The organism is Spirillospora sp. NPDC047279, from assembly GCF_040643285.1.
GTDB lineage: Bacteria > Actinomycetota > Actinomycetes > Streptosporangiales > Streptosporangiaceae > Spirillospora.
In genome coordinates, this window is sequence record NZ_JBEYUA010000004.1 from 226943 (window position 1) to 245000 (window position 18058).

Genomic DNA, 18058 nt, shown 5'->3' on the forward strand with positions numbered 1-18058 from the left:
GTGGTTCTGGGGTGGTTCGGGCGGCGTTCAGGATGGGTCGGGAGTGGGGTGGGGGAGTTGGTCGGTGGGGAGGTCTTGGTGGGTGCGCTGGCTGAGGAGGCGTAGCGCGTCGGCGGAGGTCGGGTCGTTCGCGGTGTAGATCTCGAGCCGGTGGCCGGGGCTGTCGGGCTGGAGCCAGACCTGGTAGGCGACGCTGACGGCTCCGATGGTGGGGTGGCGCAGGTGCATGTCGCCGACGGTGCAGTCGGCGACCTCGCCGGCCGCCCACATGGCCGCGAACTCGTCGCTGCGCATGGTGAGTTCGCCGATCAGCTGCGCCAGCCGCGCGTCGGTGGGGAACCGGCCGGCGGTGAGGCGCAGATAGGCGACGTGGACGTGCGCCAGCTCGTCCCAGTTGCGGTGCAGGTCTCGTGTGAGCGGGTCGAGGAAGAACATTCGCGGGATCGAGGGCCGGTGCTCGCGAGTGCCCGGCGCGTCGAAATCGACGTGCTCGGCGAAGAGCGCATGGCCGGCGCGATTCCAGGCGAGGACGTCCCCGCGCCTGCCGAGAACGATCGCGGGTGTCGCGTCACCGAGTGAGTCCAGGAGGGTGAGGACGCGGGGATACGGCTCCTCCCACGCCGGTTCGGACAGCCCGGCCTTGGACGGCTGCCGGGCGAGGTTGTGCAGGTGCGCCGTCTCCACCTCGTCAAGGTTCAGCACTCGCGCGAGGGCGTTCAGGACCTGCTCGGAGGCGGTTTCGGCCTGCCCTTGTTCAAGGCGCGTGTAGTAGCCGGCGCTCACTCCGGCGAGCTGGGCGAGTTCCTCGCGGCGCAGCCCAGGGACCCGCCGCGCGGTTCCGTACGTGCGCAGCCCGATCTCGTCCGGCGTGACCCGGTCCCGGCGGTTCTTCAAGTACGCTCCGAGGCTCTCCACGAGATCGAGCGTAGGCGGCCTCCCGCTGACGTGGGTGCACCTGCTGGGTGTACCCACGGCACAGGGATGGCTGGTGAACGTGGCGCGCCCGAACGTGGACGCCATGTCTCGACAGCACACGAACTCATCCGGCGCACGCGCCTGGCTCGGGCTCCTGGTCGTTCTCGGGCCCGTTCTCCTGGTCTCGATGGACGGGTCGATCCTGTTCCTGGCGATGCCGCGGATCAGCCAGGACCTCAACCCCACCGCCGATCAGGCCCTGTGGATCCTGGACATCTACGGCTTCGCGGTCGGGTCGCTGCTCATCGCGTTCGGCACTATCGGCGACAGGTACGGCCGGCTGAGGCTCCTCATGATCGGTGCGACCTTCTTCGGCATCGGCTCCGCCGCGGCGGCGTTCGCTCCCAGTCCTGAGCTCCTCATCGCCGCCCGCGCCGTGACGGGCGTCGCGGGGGCGACCTTGCTCCCGGCCGCCCTGGCCGTGCTGAGCGAGCTGTTCGCTGATCCGCGGCGGCGGGCGCAGGCCATCGGCATCTTCGCCGCGGCGTTCGCCGCCGGGTTCGCGATCGGCCCGGTCGCCGGTGGTGTGCTGCTGGAACGGTTCTGGTGGGGTTCCGTTTTCCTGATCAACCTCCCGGTCATCGCCCTGTTCCTGTGCTTCGCCCCTGTCCTGCTCCGCGAGGTCCGCACGACCCGGCCGGGCCGGATCGACGCCGTCAGCGTCGTGACCTCGGCCGTCGGGCTGCTGTTCGTGATCTACAGCCTCAAGCACACGGCGGCCGAAGGCTTCTCGATCCTCTCCGTGCTGGGCGGGCTGGCCGGGGGAGCACTGCTGACCTGGTTCGGGGTACGCCAGCGTCACCTGGAGCACCCGTTGATGGACTTCTCGCTCTTCAGCGACAGGGTCTTCGCGGTCGCGATCATCACTGGCCTGCTGCCGCTGGCCGCCTGGTCCGCGACGGCGTATCTGGCGGGCATCTATCTTCAGTCCGTTCTCGACCTCCCGGTCCTGCAGGCCTCGCTGCTCGCGTTGCCTGGGGCTCTGGTGCTCACCGTCACCTGTGTCGTCACGCCGGCCGTGGTCGATCGCATCGGTAAGCGCACCGCCCTGCTCATCTGCCACTTCTCGATTCCCGCCGGGCTGATCCTCCTTCTCCCGACCACGATCACCGGTGGGGTCGGCTGGTACGTCGCCTCCACGGTCATCGCGGGCTTCGGATACGGCATCTCCTTCGCCGTCGTGGCCGACACCGCCGTCGGCGCCGTCCCTCCCGAACGAGCCGGCTCGGCGGGGGCGATCGCCGAGGCGAGCAACGAGATCGGTAACGCGCTCGGCATCGCCCTCCTCGGCTCACTCGCCGCCCTGCTGTTCCGCATCCAGGGCCCGGACCTTGCCCCGACGCTCGACGAGACGCTTCACCTCCCTGATCTGACGGCCCCGATCCGGGATGAGGCCAAGTCCGCTTTCGTCACCGGTCTCCATGCGGCAGCCGCCGTGGCCGCCCTCCTGCACCTGGCACTCGGCCTGCTCGCTCTCCGCTGGCTGCCGAGATCGAGTCAGGCGGACCCGTTGCCCCCTCCGGACGCACCGGCCGCCCTGGCGCACCGCCAGCTGCGATGACCCGCAGCACCATGCAGCCTCGTGAACGATCCACGGGACAAGCGTGGAGAGTGGCGAGGCATCGAACATGCATTCGAGGTCTTGAGCTGTTTGGTGGACGACATCGGTCATGATCACCTTCGCGATCCCTGCTGGGCTCCACCGACCCGCAGAACGCGGCTGCGCTGCCGACCGGGCGAGGCACCCCCTGAAGCGGGCAGGATGCCTCGCAGAGCGCCCGCCGCCCAAAGGTGTGGTGTGCCACCCGTGCAGCCTGCGTCATCCGTGCGGCCTGCGTCACCTGTGCGGCCTGCGTCACCTGTGCGGCTTGCGTCATCCGTGCGGCCTGTGTCGCCCGTGCGGCCGACAGCGCCCTTTCTGGCCACTGCGGCTGCATGGGAAGGGTCCTGGCCAATTCGAGCCCCGCGGCCTGCCGGCGGCTTCGAGGCTCCTGATCTCCAGGCCCGAATTCACGAGGGCAGGACGGCCTCGAAGGCGGCACACCCTTGAGCCTGGAGCCCTGCGGGCCAGTCGGCGGCCTGCGGGATCGCCAATTCGTCGACTGGGGAGGGCATCCGCCTTGCCCGGCGGTCATCCGGACGGAGGGAGCGTTTCACGTTGCCGGGCTTTCGGCTTCTGGGTGGAGCGCAGCAGGACCCCGGGTTTCGGCTGGTCGGGCGGAGCCCAGCGGGGCCCGGGTTTTCGGCTGGTCGGCCGACGCTGGCGGCCGGTCTGCGGAGGGGCGTTTCCACTGAATCTGCCCGGTCTCCATTAGCCTTCTTGGGAAGAGTCGGTCTCACCTCTCACGGTCGTTTGATGATCATGGGTGTGGGGGCGGTTCGGCGATCCCGACAGGGGCAAAGTGCCTGGTGGAACGGCCCGCCCGTTCCTGGAGAGGGGTAACGGTGTCCTCCGAAGACCTTGAGAAGTACGAGACCGAGATGGAGTTGCAGCTCTATCGCGAGTACCGCGATGTCGTCGGGCTGTTCACCTACGTGGTCGAGACCGAGCGCAGGTTCTACCTGACCAACTCGGTGGACCTTCAGGTGCGCAGCACGGACAACGGTGAGGTCTACTTCGAGGTCACCATGCAGGACGCCTGGGTCTGGGACATGTACCGCCCCGCGCGCTTCGTCAAGAACGTCCGCGTCGTCACGTTCAAGGACGTCAACGTGGAGGAACTGGCCAAGAGCGACTTCGAGCTCCCCTCCGAGCAGTGACCCGCCCCGAGCCGGAGCCCTCAGGCGCCATGGCCTGACGAACCCAGGAGACACCCCCGGCCCGGGCTCGATGCTGCGAGTTCTCCTGCTCGGCCCGGTGCTGGTGCGTACCCATGTGATCACTCCTTCTGGCTGACCCGAGCCATTGCCGCTCGGGAGTCGGAGGCCAAGACCGTCGCCGCGGACTTGGCCGAATGGGGCAGAGGCCGGCTGAATGCCGGCAGCGTCCCCGCTGGTGGTCAGGGTCGCCATGTTCGTTCGACCCGCCTCCACACCGAACGCGACTTGCGCACACGGGTGTCGGTGGCGATCGGGTCGGCGGATGGCGTTAGAGGCGTTCGTGCGTACAGGTACCGCAGCCGCACCAGCCCGCCCAGCCCTCCGGGCAGCGCCGCCAGGCGGTTGACGCTCAGGTCCAGCACCCGCACGCCCGGGCATCGCCCCTACCGGCGGCATCCGCTCCAACCGGTTGCCGTCCAGATAGAGCTCCTCCAGGGCCGCCAGCTCGGCCAGCTCGGCCGGCACCTGCGCCAGCCGGTTCCTCCCGGCGTCCAGGCACCGCAGCCCGGTGGAGGTCTCGCCCTGGCGCGCGGGGGCCGGTGCCTCCGGGCTGCTGTGGCTCTGGCCACCGTGGTCCGGATGACCGCACGCGGAGAGCCAGCCCGTGTTCGCGGCGGATGACGGCGCAGGAATCCAGGCAGGGCGTTGGTGGCGTTCGTGTGGTGAAGGTTTGCCCTGCCGTATGTCTGCGGGCGGGTGGGCCCCTGAGCGGCTGCGGCCGAGCGCTGTGATCTATGTGAACGCATGCCGGGCGCCAGTTCGTGTACGCAATGCACAGGGTGGTGGTGTTGGCGGTGGACAGGACGGGTGTTGGCGGAGGAGCGAGGTGGCGCACAGGAGCCGGAGCTGCGGGGCCGATGCCAGGGGCGGAGGTTAGCGGCTGTGGTTGGGGTTGGTCCGGGCGGTTGGCGGTCGTGGGTGGTGGTCGGCGGGGTCATTTGCGGGCTTGTTTGGTGAGGCGCCATCCGGTGGGGGCGCGTTCTACGAAGCCGGCTGCGGCCAGGAGGCCGAGCTTGCCGTTGACGGTGCCGAGGTCCAGGCCGGCCTTGACGGCGATCTGGGCGGGGCCGGTGCCGCCCCGCGAGGGGAGGGCCTCCAGGACCGCTCGGATTGTGGGGTCGAGGTTGTCGCGGGGGAGGACCGGGGCTCCGGGTTCTGGGGCGAGGGCCCCGATCGGGCCCACGGCCTCGATCACCTCCTCTGAACGGGTGATGAGCGTGGCGGGAGGCTCCTCGCGCAGGAGTTTGTGGCACCCGACCGAAGAGTGCGAATGCACTGGGCCGGGGACGGCCATGACGACGCGGCCAAGTTTGCGGGCCCAGGCGGCAGTGCCCAGTGCGCCGCTTCGGCGGGCGGCCTCGACCACGACCGTGCCGCGGGAGAGGGCGGCGATCACTCTGTTGCGGACCAGGAAGCGGAGGCGGTTGGGCTCCGTGCCGGGCGGTGTCTCGCCGACCAGCAGGGCACGGCGGGCCATCTCGGCGAAGAGACCGTCGTTGCTCGCGGGATAGGGGACGTCCACTCCGTTCGCGAAGACCGCCACGGTGGGCCCGTCGGCGGCCAGGGCGCCGCGGTGGGCCGCCGCGTCGATGCCGAGAGCACCGCCGGAGATCACCGTCCAGCGTTGTTCGGCCAGTTCGCAGGCCATGTCGGCGGCGACGCGCAGTCCGTAGGGGGAAGCGGCGCGCGAACCCACGATGGCGACCGAACGCAGACAGGCGTACCGCAGGTCCTCCGGGCCACGAAGCCACAGCGCGTACGGTCGTTCGTCGCCGAGATCGTCGAGCGTGGTCGGCCATTCGGGGTCGCCGGGGCAGACCAGCCGGATGTTCAGGTGTTCGCGGATCGCCTGGTCGGCATCAGGGTCGGCGGCCGAGAGCCTGATCCGCCAGCGGTCCAGCCTCGGGGCGGTGCGGTGGGCGTCGACTCCAGGTGGAGGTTCACCTGTGCGGATCGCCTCTAAGGCTCCGGTGGGTCCGGCGACGGCGATCAATCGGCCCATCACCGTGTCCCCGGGCTCGGCGACAGCACAGAGGGTGGCTCGAGCCTGCCGATCATCGTTCATGTGGACTCCTGTAGTGGGGTGGGGCAGCTGGTGTAAGCGGGCGGAAGGGTGTTGGCGGTTGCTCAGGTGGTGTTCGAGGGGCGGTCAGCCGCATGCGGGTGGGCGTTCGCCGTGCTTCTTTGAGTGGGTTGGCCGCTCTGGCTTGGGAGCTACGGGCGGAGTGATGACGGGTTGGGCTTGGTGGAGGGTGCGGGGGGCTGGGGTGTTTCTCGTCGGCATGCGTTGACGTGATTCTCAGGTGTGCGTCGGGGCTGCACTCGGCGCGCGTTGGTGCGCCCTCGGGTGTGCGTAGACGTGATGCCCGGGTGTGTGAGTGCGATCTTCGGCTTTGCGCCCTCCGGTTTCTGGGTGTGCGTGTTCGTGGGTCCGAGGTGGGAGGTTGTGTGGTTGGTCATGGACGGTTCGGTTGTGGACAGTTGGGCGTGGGCGTGGGCGTGGGCGTAGGCCCTTCGGATTGGGCGACCTGACTTCGCTCTCGGGCTCGCTCTCGGCCTCGGCCTCGGGCTCGGCCTGGGGTGGGCGTGCGTGTGGGGTGGTGTGGGGAAGGGCTGGGCGGGTTAGGGGCGGCGGCCTGTCCATAGGGCTAGGGCGCCGCCTATGTCGTTCTCGTCGGGGTGGTCGCGTCCGGCCAGGTCGGCGATGGTCCAGGCGACTCGGAGGACGCGGTCGAGGCCTCGGGCGCTGAGGGTGCCGTGGTTGAGGGCGTCGTCGGCGGCGTTCATGGCCTCGCGGGGTGGGGTGAAGCGGCGGCGGAGCTCCGGGCCGGGGATCTCGGCGTTGCAGCGCCAGGGGGTGTCGAGGAGGCGGTGGGCGGTGCGTTCGCGGGCGGCCTGGACCCGTTCGGCCACGACCTCGCTGGGCTCGGCGAACTCCAGGTCGTAGCGGAGCTCGGTGCGGCTGGCGGGATGGAGTTCGAGTTTGAGGTCGATGCGGTCGAGGAGCGGGCCCGAGATGCGGGCCAGGTATCGGCGCCGGACGGAGGGGGCGCAGGAGCAGTCGAGCTCTTTGGCGGCTGCGCAGGGGCAGGGGTTGGCGGCGAGGATGAGGGTGAAGCGCGCGGGGAAGCACGCGGTGCCCTCGGAGCGGGCGATCCTGACCTCGCCCTCTTCCAGGGGCTGGCGCAGGGCGTCGAGGACGCCGCTCATGTATTCGGGGGCCTCGTCCAGGAAGAGGATGCCGCGGTGGGCCAGGGAGGCGGCGCCGGGCTGGATGACGCGGCCGGAGCCGCCGCCGACCATGGCGGAACGGGTGGCGGTGTGGTGGGGTGCGCAGAACGGTGGGCGGGTGATCAGCGGCTGGTTGGGCGGGAGCGTGCCGGCGATGGAGTGGATGGCGGTGACCTCGAGCGCGGCGGTCGGGTCGAGGGGAGGCAGGAGCGTCGGCAGGCGTTCGGCCAGCATCGTCTTCCCGCAGCCTGGAGGCCCGCTGAAGTAGAGGTGGTGGCCTCCGGCGGCGCTGATCTCCAGGGCGCGGCGGGCCTCGGCCTGGCCCCGTACGTCGCTGAGGTCCAGGTCGGGACGCCGGTCGGCGGGTGCGGCCGTGCGCGGGGCCGGGGTCTCCTCGTCCTCCTCGACCGGTGGTGGCTCGTCGCGCAGGTGGCAGAGGAGGGCGCGGAGGGACGCGGCCGGGATGACCTTGAGATCGGGGACGAGCGTGGCCTCGGCGGCGTTGGCCTGCGGGACGACGACGGTGCTGTAGCCGGCGTTGGCGGCCGCCACGGCGGCGGGGAGAACGCCGGGGATGGAGCGGACGCGGCCGTCCAGGCCCAGCTCGCCGACCATGACGAGGTTGGAACAGGCCTTGGCGGGGACGGCTTCGGCGGCGGCCAGCAGGGCGACCGCGATGGCCAGGTCGAAGATCGAGCCTCTTTTTGGGAGGCTCGCCGGGAAGAGGCTCACGGTGACGTGGCGGTTGGGCCAGCCCAACCCGAAGCGTTGTTGAAGATAGCACGCTTCGAGGAGTGTCGGCACGTGCAGCAACCTCAGCCCCCGGCAAGGCCCGCCCGATGGGCTGTCTACGCAGGGACCCCCGTGGCGCTAGCAGCCGTCGCTGCGCTCGCCTACGAGCCACAGAGCGCCCTTGGTCAAGCAGCCGGATGGAGTACCCGCGTCGCCTGGCTTCTGCCCGTAGCGGTCATTGTGTGCGAGTTGGTGGGCACCCTGGTCTACTTCTGTAGCCCCGAAGGTCCTGGGCGTGAATCTGCGAGGCGGACTGCTACGGCCGCCATCGCCATGAGCTACGGCCTCTCCAGCACCTGGCACGTCTTGCACCCTGGAGCTGCGCCGCTGGGTGTGTCGCTCGTCGTCAGCGCTGTCCCCAACGCAGTCGCAGCGATGATGCTTCACATCGCTATGGCACTCTCATCCGCTCCGGAAGTGACGGAAGCCGAAGGCCCCTTTCTGCCGGAAGTGCTTCCGGTTTCGGAACCTCCAGCAGAGGCACCCAAGGCGCTTCCGGAACCCCGGAAGCCCGCCAGGCCCCGGAACGCTTCCGCCAAGGCGGAAGCACGGAAGCTGTTGGAGACCCTTCCGGAAGACGACTTCCCCTCGGCAGCGGAACTCGCCGAGAGGTTCAAGCGAACCGACCGTTGGGCGAGAGACGTCCTAGCGGAGTTCCGCGCCGTCGCCTGACACGTCACAGCCCCCCGGCTCCTGCCGGGGGGCTTTCTTCTTTCTTAGTGGCACCCCTGGTTCGTGCCCACGATGGCCGTGTGCAGGTGCTGGGATGCAGCGTTGATCCACTCGCCCCAGAGGACATCGTTGCCGCAACGCAGGTCGTGCAGGGCGCGGGCGTAGTGGGCCTCGTCCCGATCGCCGTGCGGCTGCCACTGAGTGCGAAGCCAATCGACGGCATCTTCCGGCGTAGCTGGCGTCAGCAGCAGTGCTGACTGAGGCTTCTGAAGCCACTCCCGTATGACTCGCGGAGGAAGCGGGGAAGACAGGTCCCGCCGCTGCCCCTCGTTGCCGTAGGAGTCAGAGGTCATCCGAGCCATGTAGCAGTGGAAGTGAAGACCGCCTCGCTTCCAGTCGTCGCGTTCGTCGGCAAGGGGAGCGTCGTAGTCGTACGCGGGGACGGTCACGCTGGGATTCTCCCATCAGGGAGGGCCCCGCCCCGGGGAAGACGGGGCCCTCGGTTTGAGTCAGGCGGCGATGTCGAACTCGCCGGCCTTGACGCCAGCGAGGAAGGCTCCCCACTCCTCCGGGGTGAACTGAACGGTTGTGTCAGTCTTGGAGTCGCGGAGTGCGACGATGCCGGGCAGGTTGATGGCGACCTCGACGCAGGCCCCACCACACCCGTCCGAACAGGCAGACGACTGGCGGAACTCGTACTGCATGGCGCGTCCTCCTTAGAGGCCTCGGGCGCGGCTGATTGCCGCACTAACCTCCGCACGGCAGGCCGCCGTCCGAAGGGGACTAGGGGGTTACTCCGGCTCAGTCATAGGGGCGTTGACCTTGTCCAAAATGCGACTGAGTACCGTCTGAGGTGCCTTGTGGGGGCCAAGATCTTTCTCACCGTTCTCCGTGAGAAGGACGAACATCTCGCGATCGGGGTCACTGCCAACCTTGATCGGGCCCCAGTTGCGGTAGGTCACCCGTAGGAGCAACGGATCGCCAGAGCAGTACGCGGTCACGGTTGGGCTGGCGACCTGAATCAACAGCGCCATGCCCTTGAGGTGCCTTTGAGGGTCATCAGCCAGCGCGGTCACTCGAACCTCCAAACCAATACTTGAACTCGCACCGGGCCTCCTCTTGGACGATCTCTAGGTGCAGGCCTCGGGGGGTCGCTGCGACGAGGCGGGGGTTGTAACCACCGGACGGCGATCGGCGGAGCCGGGCGAAGTAGCCGGGTTCGCTGCCCACGGGCAGCTCGCCGTTGGTGTAGCCGACCTGCCAGTGGGGGTGTTTCGCCTCCAGGCTCCAGGTGTTCTCCACGGCTCCGGCCGGCCAGCGGAACACCTTGGCGATGTGTCTGCGGTGGCGCTCCGCGCGTTCAGCTTGGGGGGCCTCCTCAGCCGAGGTCATGGGTTCGTTGCTGCCTTCGGAGTTGGTGCCCTCCGGCCGCGCCGCGGTTGGACCCCGGTGCCGTGTTGGGATTGGACGCGCCGCGGCCGGAGGAGATCTTGGGGGTATGGGCTCACCACGTGCGGTGCTGACGCGGGTGGGTTGAAGGAGGGCCTACGGTCGGCGAACGGTGATGCCTCAGGGGCGGAGCCGCGCCGGGATGGCTCGATGGTGGTCCGGACGCGGGGAAGGACCGGACGGCGTTCCCCCCGTGGTGGCGGCCAGACCCCCTACCGAAGACTCGGGGGTACAGCAGAGCCATGACGACGAGTCCAGTGATGACCCCGCCGCTATAGGTGGCCAGCAACCACCAGAGCGCCTCCCGAAGCGCCTCAGTCACAGGGTGTTCCTGACAGCAGTCCGCTGGCCGTTGTAGGCGGCGGCCAGCTCGTCCTGCTCGGCCATCAGTTCCGTCAGCCGGCTGAAGGTTTCCGCGGACAGGCAGGACTGGAGGCCGAAGACGACCTCGTGCACGGTCAGGGGCCGTCGCGTAGCGACGGTCGGCCAGTCCGTCTGTTCAGAGATGTACGGCTCCCCCCACCGGCCCTGCGACTCCGCTTTGCCTCCAGGGAGAGGGTCGTCCTCGCTGACCCGTGGAACCGTCCGCCCTACGTCCCCTCTGCGAGGCCTGTCCAGGCTCATGACCTTGTCTCCATCCGTAGTGACTCGGTGACAAGCGTGGCGTCAGGGACTTACTCTGAACACCCTTCCGGAAGGATTGGAAAGGTCCGCATGCGTCACGTGCCGCAGACGAATCGCCCTGACCCGAACACCAGCCTGTGGGCCTGGCTAGCCCACGACCTGCGCTTCTACAGAGAAAAGCACGGTCTGTCCCAGGAGGCTCTTGGAGAGATCATCAACCGCACCCCTGCCAGCGTTTCCAACTGCGAGGCAGGGCGTCGTCATATCAACGATGATGAGGCCAAGATCCTTGATGACCTCTGGCAGACCGGTGGGCACTTCCAGCGCCTGCTTCTGTTCGCACGGCGCAGCCACAACCCGGACTGGTTCCGGGAGCACGTCTCCTACGAAGGCCGAGCTAAGGGCATCAGGACGTTCCAGGGACTCTGGGTGCCGGGCATTCTCCAGACCCAGGACTACGCCACGGCCTCGTTCCGGGCCGCAGGAGTGCCGAACGTTGAGGATCTGGTCGAAGAGAGACTGCTTCGACAAGAGATCATGCGACGAAAGGCCCCGCCCCTGCTCGACATCCTGCTAGACCAGGCGGTTCTACTGAGGCATGTGGGCGGGCCGGCAGTCATGGCGGCCCAGCTTCGACACCTTGCCGAAGCTTCCGAGCTTCCTAACGTGCTGGTTCGCGTAATTCCGTTCTCCGAGGGCGCCCACATGGGACAGGATGGCGGGTTCAAGATCCTGACGGGCGACTTCGGCGAGGTCTCGTACGTAGAGGCGCCCCATGGGGGGCGTCTCATGTCAGACACCTCCGAGGTAAGGTCTTCGACAGAACGATGGGCCCGTATCGGGGCGAAAGCCCTGCCTGAGGGCCCCTCCAAGGCCCTGCTCCTCTCGACTATGGAGAGCATGAAGTGACTGCACAGTGGCGCAAGTCGTCCTACAGCAGCTCGACTGGAGGAGACTGCGTTGAGCTTGCCAAACTGAATGGAAAGGTAGGTCTCCGGGACAGCAAGGCCCCCTCCCAGGGGCACCTGACGGTCTCCCGAAGTGACCTGGCGACTCTCGTGGGCCGAATCCGGGCGGGTGAACTGGACCTCTGACCTCCAGAACGTGAAAACCCCTCGCATCTCGCGGGGGGTTTTCGTACTTTTTGGGGCATTCGGAACCTTGGGCCTGTCGATTCGGCTCCAAAGTGGCCCAAATATGGTCGATTCGTTACTGATCGACTGAACGAAGCTGTCTGTGGGGCGCCGTAGATTGATCTCGTTCCCCCGCTATGGAACGTTTCAAGGGAGAAAGTGCATGGTGTCCAAGCCCCTAGGCCCTCGAAGGCCCCTAGACCCGGTTGACGAGATCGTCGAGCTTGGTCACGGCGGCGAGGACGGCAAGGATCTGAGACTCCTGGCGCAGCGTTACCAGGACGGCTGGATCTACGAGTACCGGATTCCCCACGGGTCCATCTACGACCAGGCCGGCGGAGCCTGGAGTTACCAGAACGACGGCCTCTTCAACGGTGCGGTGCTTCTGGGGGCGTCCCAGGGGACCGAGGAGTACAGCACGGTCGGGATGTGGTACACGGAGGAGGCGCACGAGCGACTCCTCCAACGGCCGGAGTTCCAGGGGCTCCGCAAGAAGCTCCGGCTCAACTAAATACGGGGGCCCCGGCCAGTGGCCGGGGCCTACTCATCTCTCCGAGTAGTTGATCGGAGGTGGCGGAGGAGCGGACACCGGCTTCCCGGTCTCCTCTTCGATCTCCCGGGACAAGCGGTCGTAGAGCGCCTTCTTGGCCGGCCAGCAGTCGTCGTCGGGGCACTCCAGAACGGCGAGCTTCCGAGAGGCTCTTGTCCAGTCCTGAATGACAACACCCTCCTCGGAACTGATCAAGCCCTCCCTCACGGACTCGGCCGCGGCTGCGCCGGCCAGGCTCATGACGAGGCTGAGGTACTTCTCGTCAGCCGCTTCCCTGGTTGCCAGGCTCGGGTCCGATAGATGTATCTGGAGCGCAACGTCGTCACCGCCGTCCTTGCGCTCCACCAGGATGGTGTGCCAGTGACTCATCTCTTCACGGTACTCCCGGCCGCCAGGCCAGCCCCAGGTCGGGGGTTCCGTGGCGAGCGGTCCAGTCCCCATAGTTATCCACAGAATGTGAATCCAGTGCCGTGGGCTAGTGCTCGTCGCTAAATTGGTCGCCATGGGGTCATTCCTGGAGGTCGCAGACAAGATCGCTTCGATAGTAGGGGCAACTGCTGGGGTTGCGGCGCTGGCTGTCGCCCTTGTCGCGTTGAAGCGACAATCAGAGCCGTCTCCGCATAGGGAAGAGTCCTCCAGTTGGGCGTTCAGCATTCCGCCGGAAGCTAAGGCTATGGGCACGTCTGCTGTCGCCGTGCTGCTCTCGGTAGCGACACTCCCCCTTTTCTTGGGCCTTTGGATTCTCGACATTGAATATACCGCCTTTGAGAAAGCGGTTAGGATCGGCCTGGTTGTCCTGTTTGGGTTTTTCGGAAGTGTCGCTGGGGCGATTCGCGCAGAAGCCGCTGAGGTGGCTGGCAACAAGAAAGTCCAAGAGGCTTGGGGTGCCTTTTCGGGCGCCATAGGGACACTGACATTGCTCGTTATCATCAGTCTCGTCATACAGCTACTGGAATTCCTCCTGTCTTGGGTACTTTGACGCTTGCACTGAAAGTCGCTCACCTTCCCGCTGAGGGCTGCCTGGGCATCGCTGCCGGCCTGTCAGGGCACCCAGTTTTGCCATCTCGTGATCTAAGGCGTTTCCCCAGCTAGATCGTTACTTTCGGTGCCTCTGAGGACACCGAAAGGCATGTCCCAGATTCGTACATTCCCGGAGAGGGGAGACTACCCTCCCACGTGAATACGCATGATCGTAGGTATCCCCCCACCCTCTGACCTGGGCTTTCGCCCCCCACTGTGCCCCCCACCTGGCACTTCCTTCTTTAGTCCCAGGCCCTGCCTCTGTCGCTGACTAGCCCCTGTTTGCCCAGTTCAGAGCCTGTTTCCTGCCCTCTCTGCCCTGCCTGCCCTGCCCTACTGAGCCCCTGTCTCAGGCCAATTTCTGCCCCCTGACCTGGGCATGTGGAAGAAAGTAGGGGCCGGGTGTTGACAGCAGTTTGACAGTCTGCGCTTAATGGAGACGTTCCACCACGGAGCACCGCCCCAACCGGAGCGGAGCACCGAGGGGGAGCCCCCGAGAGTCTGCCCCGCAAGGGGCGGCTGGACTGGAAAGTCACAGCAGTTTGACAGTGGCTGGACAGCCCGCTAGATTCGGGGCCAACCCGAAAGGGCGACTCGCCAAGTCGCACTGCTCGGGAGGAAGGCGCGGGAGACCGGATCGCGAGGCGATGCCGCACCGAAGATTCCTCCGAAACAGCAGTTTGACAGCAGTTCGAGAGCCTCGCTAAGGTGGAAGCCAGAAAGGCCCGGCAACGACGACCGGGAGCGCGGGAATCGCTCGCGGAAGTGCCTCCCGCTAGGAGGTAACCAAGCGCCCGAAAGGGCGCGGTAGGGCAGTCACTATGAACGCCAGTGACCCGGTTGCGCCGGGAAGCGGAGTGACTGCGCGAAGGGGTAGGGCCTAGCGGGCCGGGCGGCCGTTTCTTGAAAACTGAAAAGCGTGTCGAGAGTGCTTTGGGTCGGAGGACTGCCCATAGGACGCTCGGGAATGCCCTCGCTGGCAGGCTCGCCGGAACGTCGTGAGACGCCCCGGACAGAAGCCCGGTGAATCAGCTACCCGACCGCCTAGACGAGTCCAATGACCATGCATTCGCTCACTCGACACCACGTGAGAGCGCCGAAATGCGCTCGACAAATCGCGAGTAGACGGCTCTGCTCGCATGACGGACAGGCCCTAGCCGCCTATGGGGCGATGCAAGCAAGCACATTACCTGTCCAGACCCTACAAAGGCCGGGCAACCCGCAAAGGTTGCGTGGGTAGCCAGTCGCTTCCGGCGACAGGTGACGCGAGGTTCGAATCCTCAGCCCGGCCGCGTGGGCAAAAAATTTGCCCTCAAACAGCAGTTTGACAGTAGTTTGATAGGAGGTGCGAGATGGCACGGAACGCAGATGGTCCCTGGACCATGGATCGAATGGTCAACCTCCGGCGCGGTGAGCGTCTGAGGAGCAAGGACTCGCAGCACCGCACCAAGGGTGCGCACATCAAGAAGCCCTACCGCACCTCCGACAGGCCGAATGGCCTGGGCCTGGAGAACAGATTCGAGGCCCTGCCGGGCAACTCTCGGGACCGTCGCAAGCTGCGCCGTGCGCTGGAACGCCAGGAACAGGCCCGGAATGGCCTGGAGGCGAACACGGCCCCTGCGCTTAAGGACAAGGCCCCTGGTCGGCAGGCCGGAATGGGCACCGACTTCACCGAGGTCCTGCACACGGCCATGGGTCACGACACCAAGGCACACGAGGAATTCCACGCCAAGCGTGGGTCCGGCATCTGGCGAGAGCGGGAGTGCGGATGAACCTCGGGAAGCTGAACCGAGCCAAGCTCGAAAGCTTGGCCAAGAGCGCCGGAATTACGCGTGAGGACCTGGAAAAGGCCCTCAAGGACAACGCCCGTCTTGTCGCCCGTCACGGGGCGACCCATTCCACCCACTAGGAGGATTCCATGCGCGAAATCACCATGATTTTCGACGCCGCTGAGACCGCGAGCATCAAGGTGCTCGACACCGGCACTTACGTCACGGAACGGCAGGGGGATGACTCCCGCACCTGGGTTTCGATCTCGACTCCGGACGAACTGATCGGAATGTATCGCGAGGACGGCTACCGCCTCTACTCCGACCGGACGTTCGCCTGACTCCTACGCGGGCCCTGCGGGGCCCGTGTGGAAGACATACGAACCCTGATCGGAGGCTATTCATGCCCGTCAAGTTTGCGAACGGCATTTCGTACTACCCGTCTGCCCAAATGGCGGACGGCACCCGGAACGTCATGGCCTCGATGCCGCTTCAGGACTCGCACAAGGTGTGGTCCATCGCGGACTACTTCAAGGCTGGCTCCGTGTGGACGTACGCCTCCAAGGGGCGTGCCGTCATTCGCCTCAAGGGTGTCGAGTCGCTCGACGTCCTTCACGCCATGGCCCATTTTCTGCCCAACCTGTGAGGTTCGACATGGCTAAGCACCGTAAGCCGCCACGCCGGAAGCAGGTCATCCTCGCAGCCTTGCTGGGACTCGGGGCTGCCCTCGTCGTTTACACGCTCTTCCGGCTATTCAACGCGCCGGAGGACTCGGCACCCGTCTGGGTCTGCTCGGTCCAGGGCAACCGCACGTGCGGGCCGGAATGCCCTCCTGTCTCCGTCTACTGGGGCCAGTTCCTGCGCCCGTCGACCTGGCTCTGAAAGGGGCTCACGTGGTGAATCTCAGGAAGCTCAAAGTGGAGTGGGACGACACCGGTTTCGCTTCCCACTCACTACTCATCGACGGCGAGTACTGGGGATACGTGGTCCGCGTTGAGGACCACAGCGACAAGACGTTCGGCTACGTCCTGGACATGGGCGAGGGGGCTCACGTCTGGGTCGTCGTGCAGCCCACATGTGAGGAAGCCAAGGCCGCTCTTCTGTCCAACGTCCGTGCTCGCATCATGTCCGCCTGACTTCCATGGAGCCCTTCGGGGCTTCGTGGTGGACATACGGACCCACGAAAGGACCACTCATGGCCGAGGTGCTGGCCATTGTCGCCATCTCATCCGCAGCCGGATTGATCGTCGGGGCTGCGTTTCTCGTCAAGGACTGGATTCGGAGGTAAGTCATGACCGTTCTGCACGCTGACTATGGCCGCGTCTGGCAGCTCGACGCACCCGAGACCATGGATGACACGGAGGTGTCGTCCGCTCTCCAGGAGCTGATCGACTCCGGAATCGTGGACCTGGAGAACGGGATCGAGTTCTGCTACGGCTCCGACACGGAGTTCAAGATCGAGCTGATTGGCCCGTGGCAGGGCTCGGACTACAGCGGGGACGACGTCAACGAGTCGAACCAGCGTTCGCTGCTCCGCGACTTCCCGGACCTCCTGATCAATGACACGCGGTGGTGGGGGCACTGCGGCTACGGGCTTCAGATCCAGCCGGACTTCGGGTCCGACTCTGAGACCGCAGAGCAGGCGGAGGAACTGGTCAAGATCCTGATCGGCCTCAAGCACGACTACCCGCTGTACGACGAGCAGGACAACGGGGAGCTGATCCAGGAGCGCGCACAAGAGGCGTGGGACTCGTGGCTCCGCATGGACACCGAGAGCGAGATCCAGAAGCTCACCGGGCTCAGCATCGAGCTGGGCGACATGGAGGACGAGTTCTGGGAGCTGCTGTCCGAGCACCAGATCTACCCGGAGGCCGAGGGGCACCGTGACGTCCGCTTCGAGGGCCTGAAGGACGAGTCCTTCGTCCTGGCCCTGGCCGTCCGTGGGGTCGAGCTGGGGCACTTCGACCGGGACGAGGTCGAGGACCTGACAGACACGGGCTACGCCCTGCTCGGGGCCTGGATCAACGCCACGTACGAGTGGCCGCTGAAGGGCCAGATGAGCGTCTTCGAAGCCCTGTAGATCGCGCGACTTCTTTCATCCGTCCACGTACCGCATGAGGAGTGTCCCCATGTCCAACGTCAAGGCCCTGCCGATCGTCGCCCGACTGACCAACTACGACCGGCAGAACGCCCAGCTCGGGCGCAAGGACTACACCGCTGCGCAGGGTCGGCGACTGCGCAAGACGTACCGGCGCTACCTGAAGGCCAAGCGTCTCGCCCGTGAGCGTCTCGCCGTTCAGGTCCAGGTGGACACCTCCGACTTCACGGAGAAGCTCACGCCGGCGGTTACCCGTCCGTGTGGCGGAGTGGACCACTGCGTCACCACCTCGGGGGCGAAGGCCCGCGCGACCCACAAGAAGTGCGAGACCGCCGCCTAGCCAAACCCCCGACGACGTCCAGGCCGCCTACGGGCGGCCTTTCTCATGCCCTGAGGAGGCCCAATGCTCAGCATCTACGTCGCCTGTCTCGCCGCGTACAACGACGGAGAGCTGCACGGCCGGTGGCTCGACCTGAAGGACTACGACTCGCAGGAAGAGCTGGTCGCCGCGATCGAGGACATGCTCGCCGCATCGCCGGTTCCGGACGCGGAAGAGTTCGCGATCCACGACTACGAGTCCACCGAGTTCGACACGGCCGTGGAGATCCACGAGTACGCCGGAACCGACTACGTGTGGCGTCTCGAAATGGCGCTGCGCGAGACGTCGGACCCGGACGCGTTCGCCGCCTTCCTGAGCTACCACGGCAACGACCTGACGTACGCGATGGACTACTTCGAGGAGGCGTATCACGGCCTCTGGTCGTCCATTGAGGACTACGCGCTGGAGTTCTTCGAGGACGTCTACGGGGATGTGAACTTCCCCGGATTCCGGATCTCGGTGGACACCGTTGCCTGGGAGTCGGAACACACAGTCATTGACGCCCGTGGTGGCGTCTACGTCTTCTCCTGTATCTGACGACCTTTG

At 66.5% G+C, this 18058-nt stretch carries 23 protein-coding genes; 13 read left to right on the plus strand and 10 right to left on the minus strand.

What is annotated here, in order from left to right; translation table 11 throughout:
- Positions 1 to 27: 27 nt before the first annotated feature.
- Positions 28 to 915, minus strand: a complete 888-nt coding sequence (locus ABZ810_RS11440) for a helix-turn-helix transcriptional regulator (RefSeq protein ID WP_358402122.1) — start codon at positions 913 to 915, stop codon at positions 28 to 30.
- 103 nt (positions 916 to 1018) lie between these two features.
- Between ABZ810_RS11440 and ABZ810_RS11445 the strand changes: the two genes are divergently transcribed.
- Entirely contained in the window at positions 1019 to 2536 is a 1518-nt protein-coding gene (locus tag ABZ810_RS11445) for an MFS transporter (RefSeq protein WP_358402124.1), read from the plus strand.
- Positions 2537 to 3420: 884 nt separating this feature from the next.
- Positions 3421 to 3735 carry a DUF2469 domain-containing protein gene (locus ABZ810_RS11450; RefSeq protein ID WP_358402126.1) on the plus strand — a complete coding sequence of 105 codons (315 nt, stop codon included), beginning with the start codon at positions 3421 to 3423 and terminating at the stop codon, positions 3733 to 3735.
- A gap of 239 nt (positions 3736 to 3974) precedes the next feature.
- Here ABZ810_RS11450 and ABZ810_RS11455 read toward each other — a convergent pair whose 3' ends face one another.
- From ABZ810_RS11455 to ABZ810_RS11490, 8 genes are all read right to left on the minus strand, one after another.
- Positions 3975 to 4163: a hypothetical protein gene (locus ABZ810_RS11455; RefSeq protein ID WP_358402128.1), complete on the minus strand. Its 189-nt coding sequence runs from the start codon at positions 4161 to 4163 to the stop codon at positions 3975 to 3977.
- A gap of 566 nt (positions 4164 to 4729) precedes the next feature.
- On the minus strand, positions 4730 to 5797 hold the full coding sequence (gene dprA / locus ABZ810_RS11460) for a DNA-processing protein DprA (protein WP_358402129.1): 1068 nt from the start codon (positions 5795 to 5797) through the stop codon (positions 4730 to 4732).
- 620 nt (positions 5798 to 6417) lie between these two features.
- Positions 6418 to 7830: a YifB family Mg chelatase-like AAA ATPase gene (locus tag ABZ810_RS11465; RefSeq protein WP_358402131.1), complete on the minus strand. Its 1413-nt coding sequence runs from the start codon at positions 7828 to 7830 to the stop codon at positions 6418 to 6420.
- A gap of 704 nt (positions 7831 to 8534) precedes the next feature.
- Entirely contained in the window at positions 8535 to 8939 is a 405-nt protein-coding gene (locus ABZ810_RS11470; RefSeq protein ID WP_358402133.1) for a hypothetical protein, read from the minus strand.
- A 60-nt stretch (positions 8940 to 8999) separates the two neighbouring features.
- Positions 9000 to 9194: a DUF397 domain-containing protein gene (locus ABZ810_RS11475; RefSeq protein WP_358402135.1), complete on the minus strand. Its 195-nt coding sequence runs from the start codon at positions 9192 to 9194 to the stop codon at positions 9000 to 9002.
- 87 nt (positions 9195 to 9281) lie between these two features.
- Positions 9282 to 9566: a hypothetical protein gene (locus ABZ810_RS11480; protein WP_358402137.1), complete on the minus strand. Its 285-nt coding sequence runs from the start codon at positions 9564 to 9566 to the stop codon at positions 9282 to 9284.
- The gene (locus tag ABZ810_RS11485; protein ID WP_358402139.1) at positions 9550 to 9882 is read right to left on the minus strand and encodes a hypothetical protein; all 333 of its coding nucleotides are present in this window, start codon (positions 9880 to 9882) and stop codon (positions 9550 to 9552) included. Before ABZ810_RS11485 ends, ABZ810_RS11480 begins: the two co-directional genes overlap by 17 nt.
- Positions 9883 to 10257: 375 nt before the next feature.
- On the minus strand, positions 10258 to 10395 hold the full coding sequence (locus ABZ810_RS11490) for a hypothetical protein (protein WP_358402141.1): 138 nt from the start codon (positions 10393 to 10395) through the stop codon (positions 10258 to 10260).
- A gap of 258 nt (positions 10396 to 10653) precedes the next feature.
- On the opposite strand from ABZ810_RS11490, the gene ABZ810_RS11495 reads away from it, so the two are divergent.
- From ABZ810_RS11495 to ABZ810_RS11505, 3 genes are all read left to right on the plus strand, one after another.
- Positions 10654 to 11472, plus strand: a complete 819-nt coding sequence (locus tag ABZ810_RS11495; RefSeq protein ID WP_358402143.1) for a helix-turn-helix transcriptional regulator — start codon at positions 10654 to 10656, stop codon at positions 11470 to 11472.
- A complete protein-coding gene (locus tag ABZ810_RS11500; protein WP_358402144.1) occupies positions 11469 to 11657 on the plus strand; it encodes a DUF397 domain-containing protein in 189 nt (62 codons plus the stop codon). Before ABZ810_RS11495 ends, ABZ810_RS11500 begins: the two co-directional genes overlap by 4 nt.
- Before the next feature lie 202 nt (positions 11658 to 11859).
- On the plus strand, positions 11860 to 12207 hold the full coding sequence (locus tag ABZ810_RS11505) for a hypothetical protein (protein WP_358402146.1): 348 nt from the start codon (positions 11860 to 11862) through the stop codon (positions 12205 to 12207).
- A gap of 33 nt (positions 12208 to 12240) precedes the next feature.
- Here the strand turns inward: ABZ810_RS11505 and ABZ810_RS11510 are convergent, their stop codons facing one another.
- On the minus strand, positions 12241 to 12615 hold the full coding sequence (locus ABZ810_RS11510; RefSeq protein ID WP_358402148.1) for a hypothetical protein: 375 nt from the start codon (positions 12613 to 12615) through the stop codon (positions 12241 to 12243).
- Positions 12616 to 12748: 133 nt separating this feature from the next.
- Between ABZ810_RS11510 and ABZ810_RS11515 the strand changes: the two genes are divergently transcribed.
- The 8 genes from ABZ810_RS11515 to ABZ810_RS11550 all read left to right on the plus strand — a co-directional run bounded on the left by ABZ810_RS11515 (position 12749) and on the right by ABZ810_RS11550 (position 18049).
- Complete coding sequence (locus tag ABZ810_RS11515) at positions 12749 to 13225, plus strand: hypothetical protein (protein WP_358402150.1); 477 nt, start codon at positions 12749 to 12751, stop codon at positions 13223 to 13225.
- A gap of 1432 nt (positions 13226 to 14657) precedes the next feature.
- Entirely contained in the window at positions 14658 to 15038 is a 381-nt protein-coding gene (locus ABZ810_RS11520; protein ID WP_358402152.1) for a hypothetical protein, read from the plus strand.
- A gap of 146 nt (positions 15039 to 15184) precedes the next feature.
- Positions 15185 to 15376 (plus strand): hypothetical protein, encoded by a 192-nt coding sequence (locus tag ABZ810_RS11525; protein WP_358402154.1) that lies wholly within the window; start codon positions 15185 to 15187, stop codon positions 15374 to 15376.
- 62 nt (positions 15377 to 15438) lie between these two features.
- Complete coding sequence (locus tag ABZ810_RS11530) at positions 15439 to 15681, plus strand: hypothetical protein (RefSeq protein ID WP_358402156.1); 243 nt, start codon at positions 15439 to 15441, stop codon at positions 15679 to 15681.
- Positions 15682 to 15928: 247 nt separating this feature from the next.
- Complete coding sequence (locus ABZ810_RS11535; RefSeq protein ID WP_358402158.1) at positions 15929 to 16171, plus strand: hypothetical protein; 243 nt, start codon at positions 15929 to 15931, stop codon at positions 16169 to 16171.
- A gap of 155 nt (positions 16172 to 16326) precedes the next feature.
- Positions 16327 to 17115, plus strand: coding sequence for a hypothetical protein (locus ABZ810_RS11540; RefSeq protein WP_358402160.1), 789 nt, complete (start codon positions 16327 to 16329; stop codon positions 17113 to 17115).
- A 49-nt stretch (positions 17116 to 17164) separates the two neighbouring features.
- The gene (locus tag ABZ810_RS11545; protein WP_358402161.1) at positions 17165 to 17473 is read left to right on the plus strand and encodes a hypothetical protein; all 309 of its coding nucleotides are present in this window, start codon (positions 17165 to 17167) and stop codon (positions 17471 to 17473) included.
- Between the two features lie 63 nt (positions 17474 to 17536).
- On the plus strand, positions 17537 to 18049 hold the full coding sequence (locus ABZ810_RS11550) for an antirestriction protein ArdA (protein WP_358402163.1): 513 nt from the start codon (positions 17537 to 17539) through the stop codon (positions 18047 to 18049).
- Positions 18050 to 18058 lie beyond the last annotated feature (9 nt).

Excerpts from the sequence above, each read along its gene's own strand:
- ABZ810_RS11445 (WP_358402124.1), top strand. The coding sequence starts at position 1,019 with ATGTCTCGACAGCACACGAACTCATCCGGCGCACGCGCCTGGCTCGGG.
- ABZ810_RS11505 (WP_358402146.1), top strand. The coding sequence starts at position 11,860 with ATGGTGTCCAAGCCCCTAGGCCCTCGAAGGCCCCTAGACCCGGTTGAC.
- ABZ810_RS11520 (WP_358402152.1), top strand. The coding sequence starts at position 14,658 with ATGGTCAACCTCCGGCGCGGTGAGCGTCTGAGGAGCAAGGACTCGCAG.
- ABZ810_RS11530 (WP_358402156.1), top strand. The coding sequence starts at position 15,439 with ATGCCCGTCAAGTTTGCGAACGGCATTTCGTACTACCCGTCTGCCCAA.
- ABZ810_RS11485 (WP_358402139.1), bottom strand. The coding sequence starts at position 9,882 with ATGACCTCGGCTGAGGAGGCCCCCCAAGCTGAACGCGCGGAGCGCCAC.
- ABZ810_RS11540 (WP_358402160.1), top strand. The coding sequence starts at position 16,327 with ATGACCGTTCTGCACGCTGACTATGGCCGCGTCTGGCAGCTCGACGCA.
- dprA (WP_358402129.1), bottom strand. The coding sequence starts at position 5,797 with ATGGGCCGATTGATCGCCGTCGCCGGACCCACCGGAGCCTTAGAGGCG.
- ABZ810_RS11495 (WP_358402143.1), top strand. The coding sequence starts at position 10,654 with ATGCGTCACGTGCCGCAGACGAATCGCCCTGACCCGAACACCAGCCTG.
- ABZ810_RS11475 (WP_358402135.1), bottom strand. The coding sequence starts at position 9,194 with ATGCAGTACGAGTTCCGCCAGTCGTCTGCCTGTTCGGACGGGTGTGGT.
- ABZ810_RS11525 (WP_358402154.1), top strand. The coding sequence starts at position 15,185 with ATGCGCGAAATCACCATGATTTTCGACGCCGCTGAGACCGCGAGCATC.
- ABZ810_RS11515 (WP_358402150.1), top strand. The coding sequence starts at position 12,749 with ATGGGGTCATTCCTGGAGGTCGCAGACAAGATCGCTTCGATAGTAGGG.
- ABZ810_RS11550 (WP_358402163.1), top strand. The coding sequence starts at position 17,537 with ATGCTCAGCATCTACGTCGCCTGTCTCGCCGCGTACAACGACGGAGAG.
- ABZ810_RS11510 (WP_358402148.1), bottom strand. The coding sequence starts at position 12,615 with ATGAGTCACTGGCACACCATCCTGGTGGAGCGCAAGGACGGCGGTGAC.
- ABZ810_RS11545 (WP_358402161.1), top strand. The coding sequence starts at position 17,165 with ATGTCCAACGTCAAGGCCCTGCCGATCGTCGCCCGACTGACCAACTAC.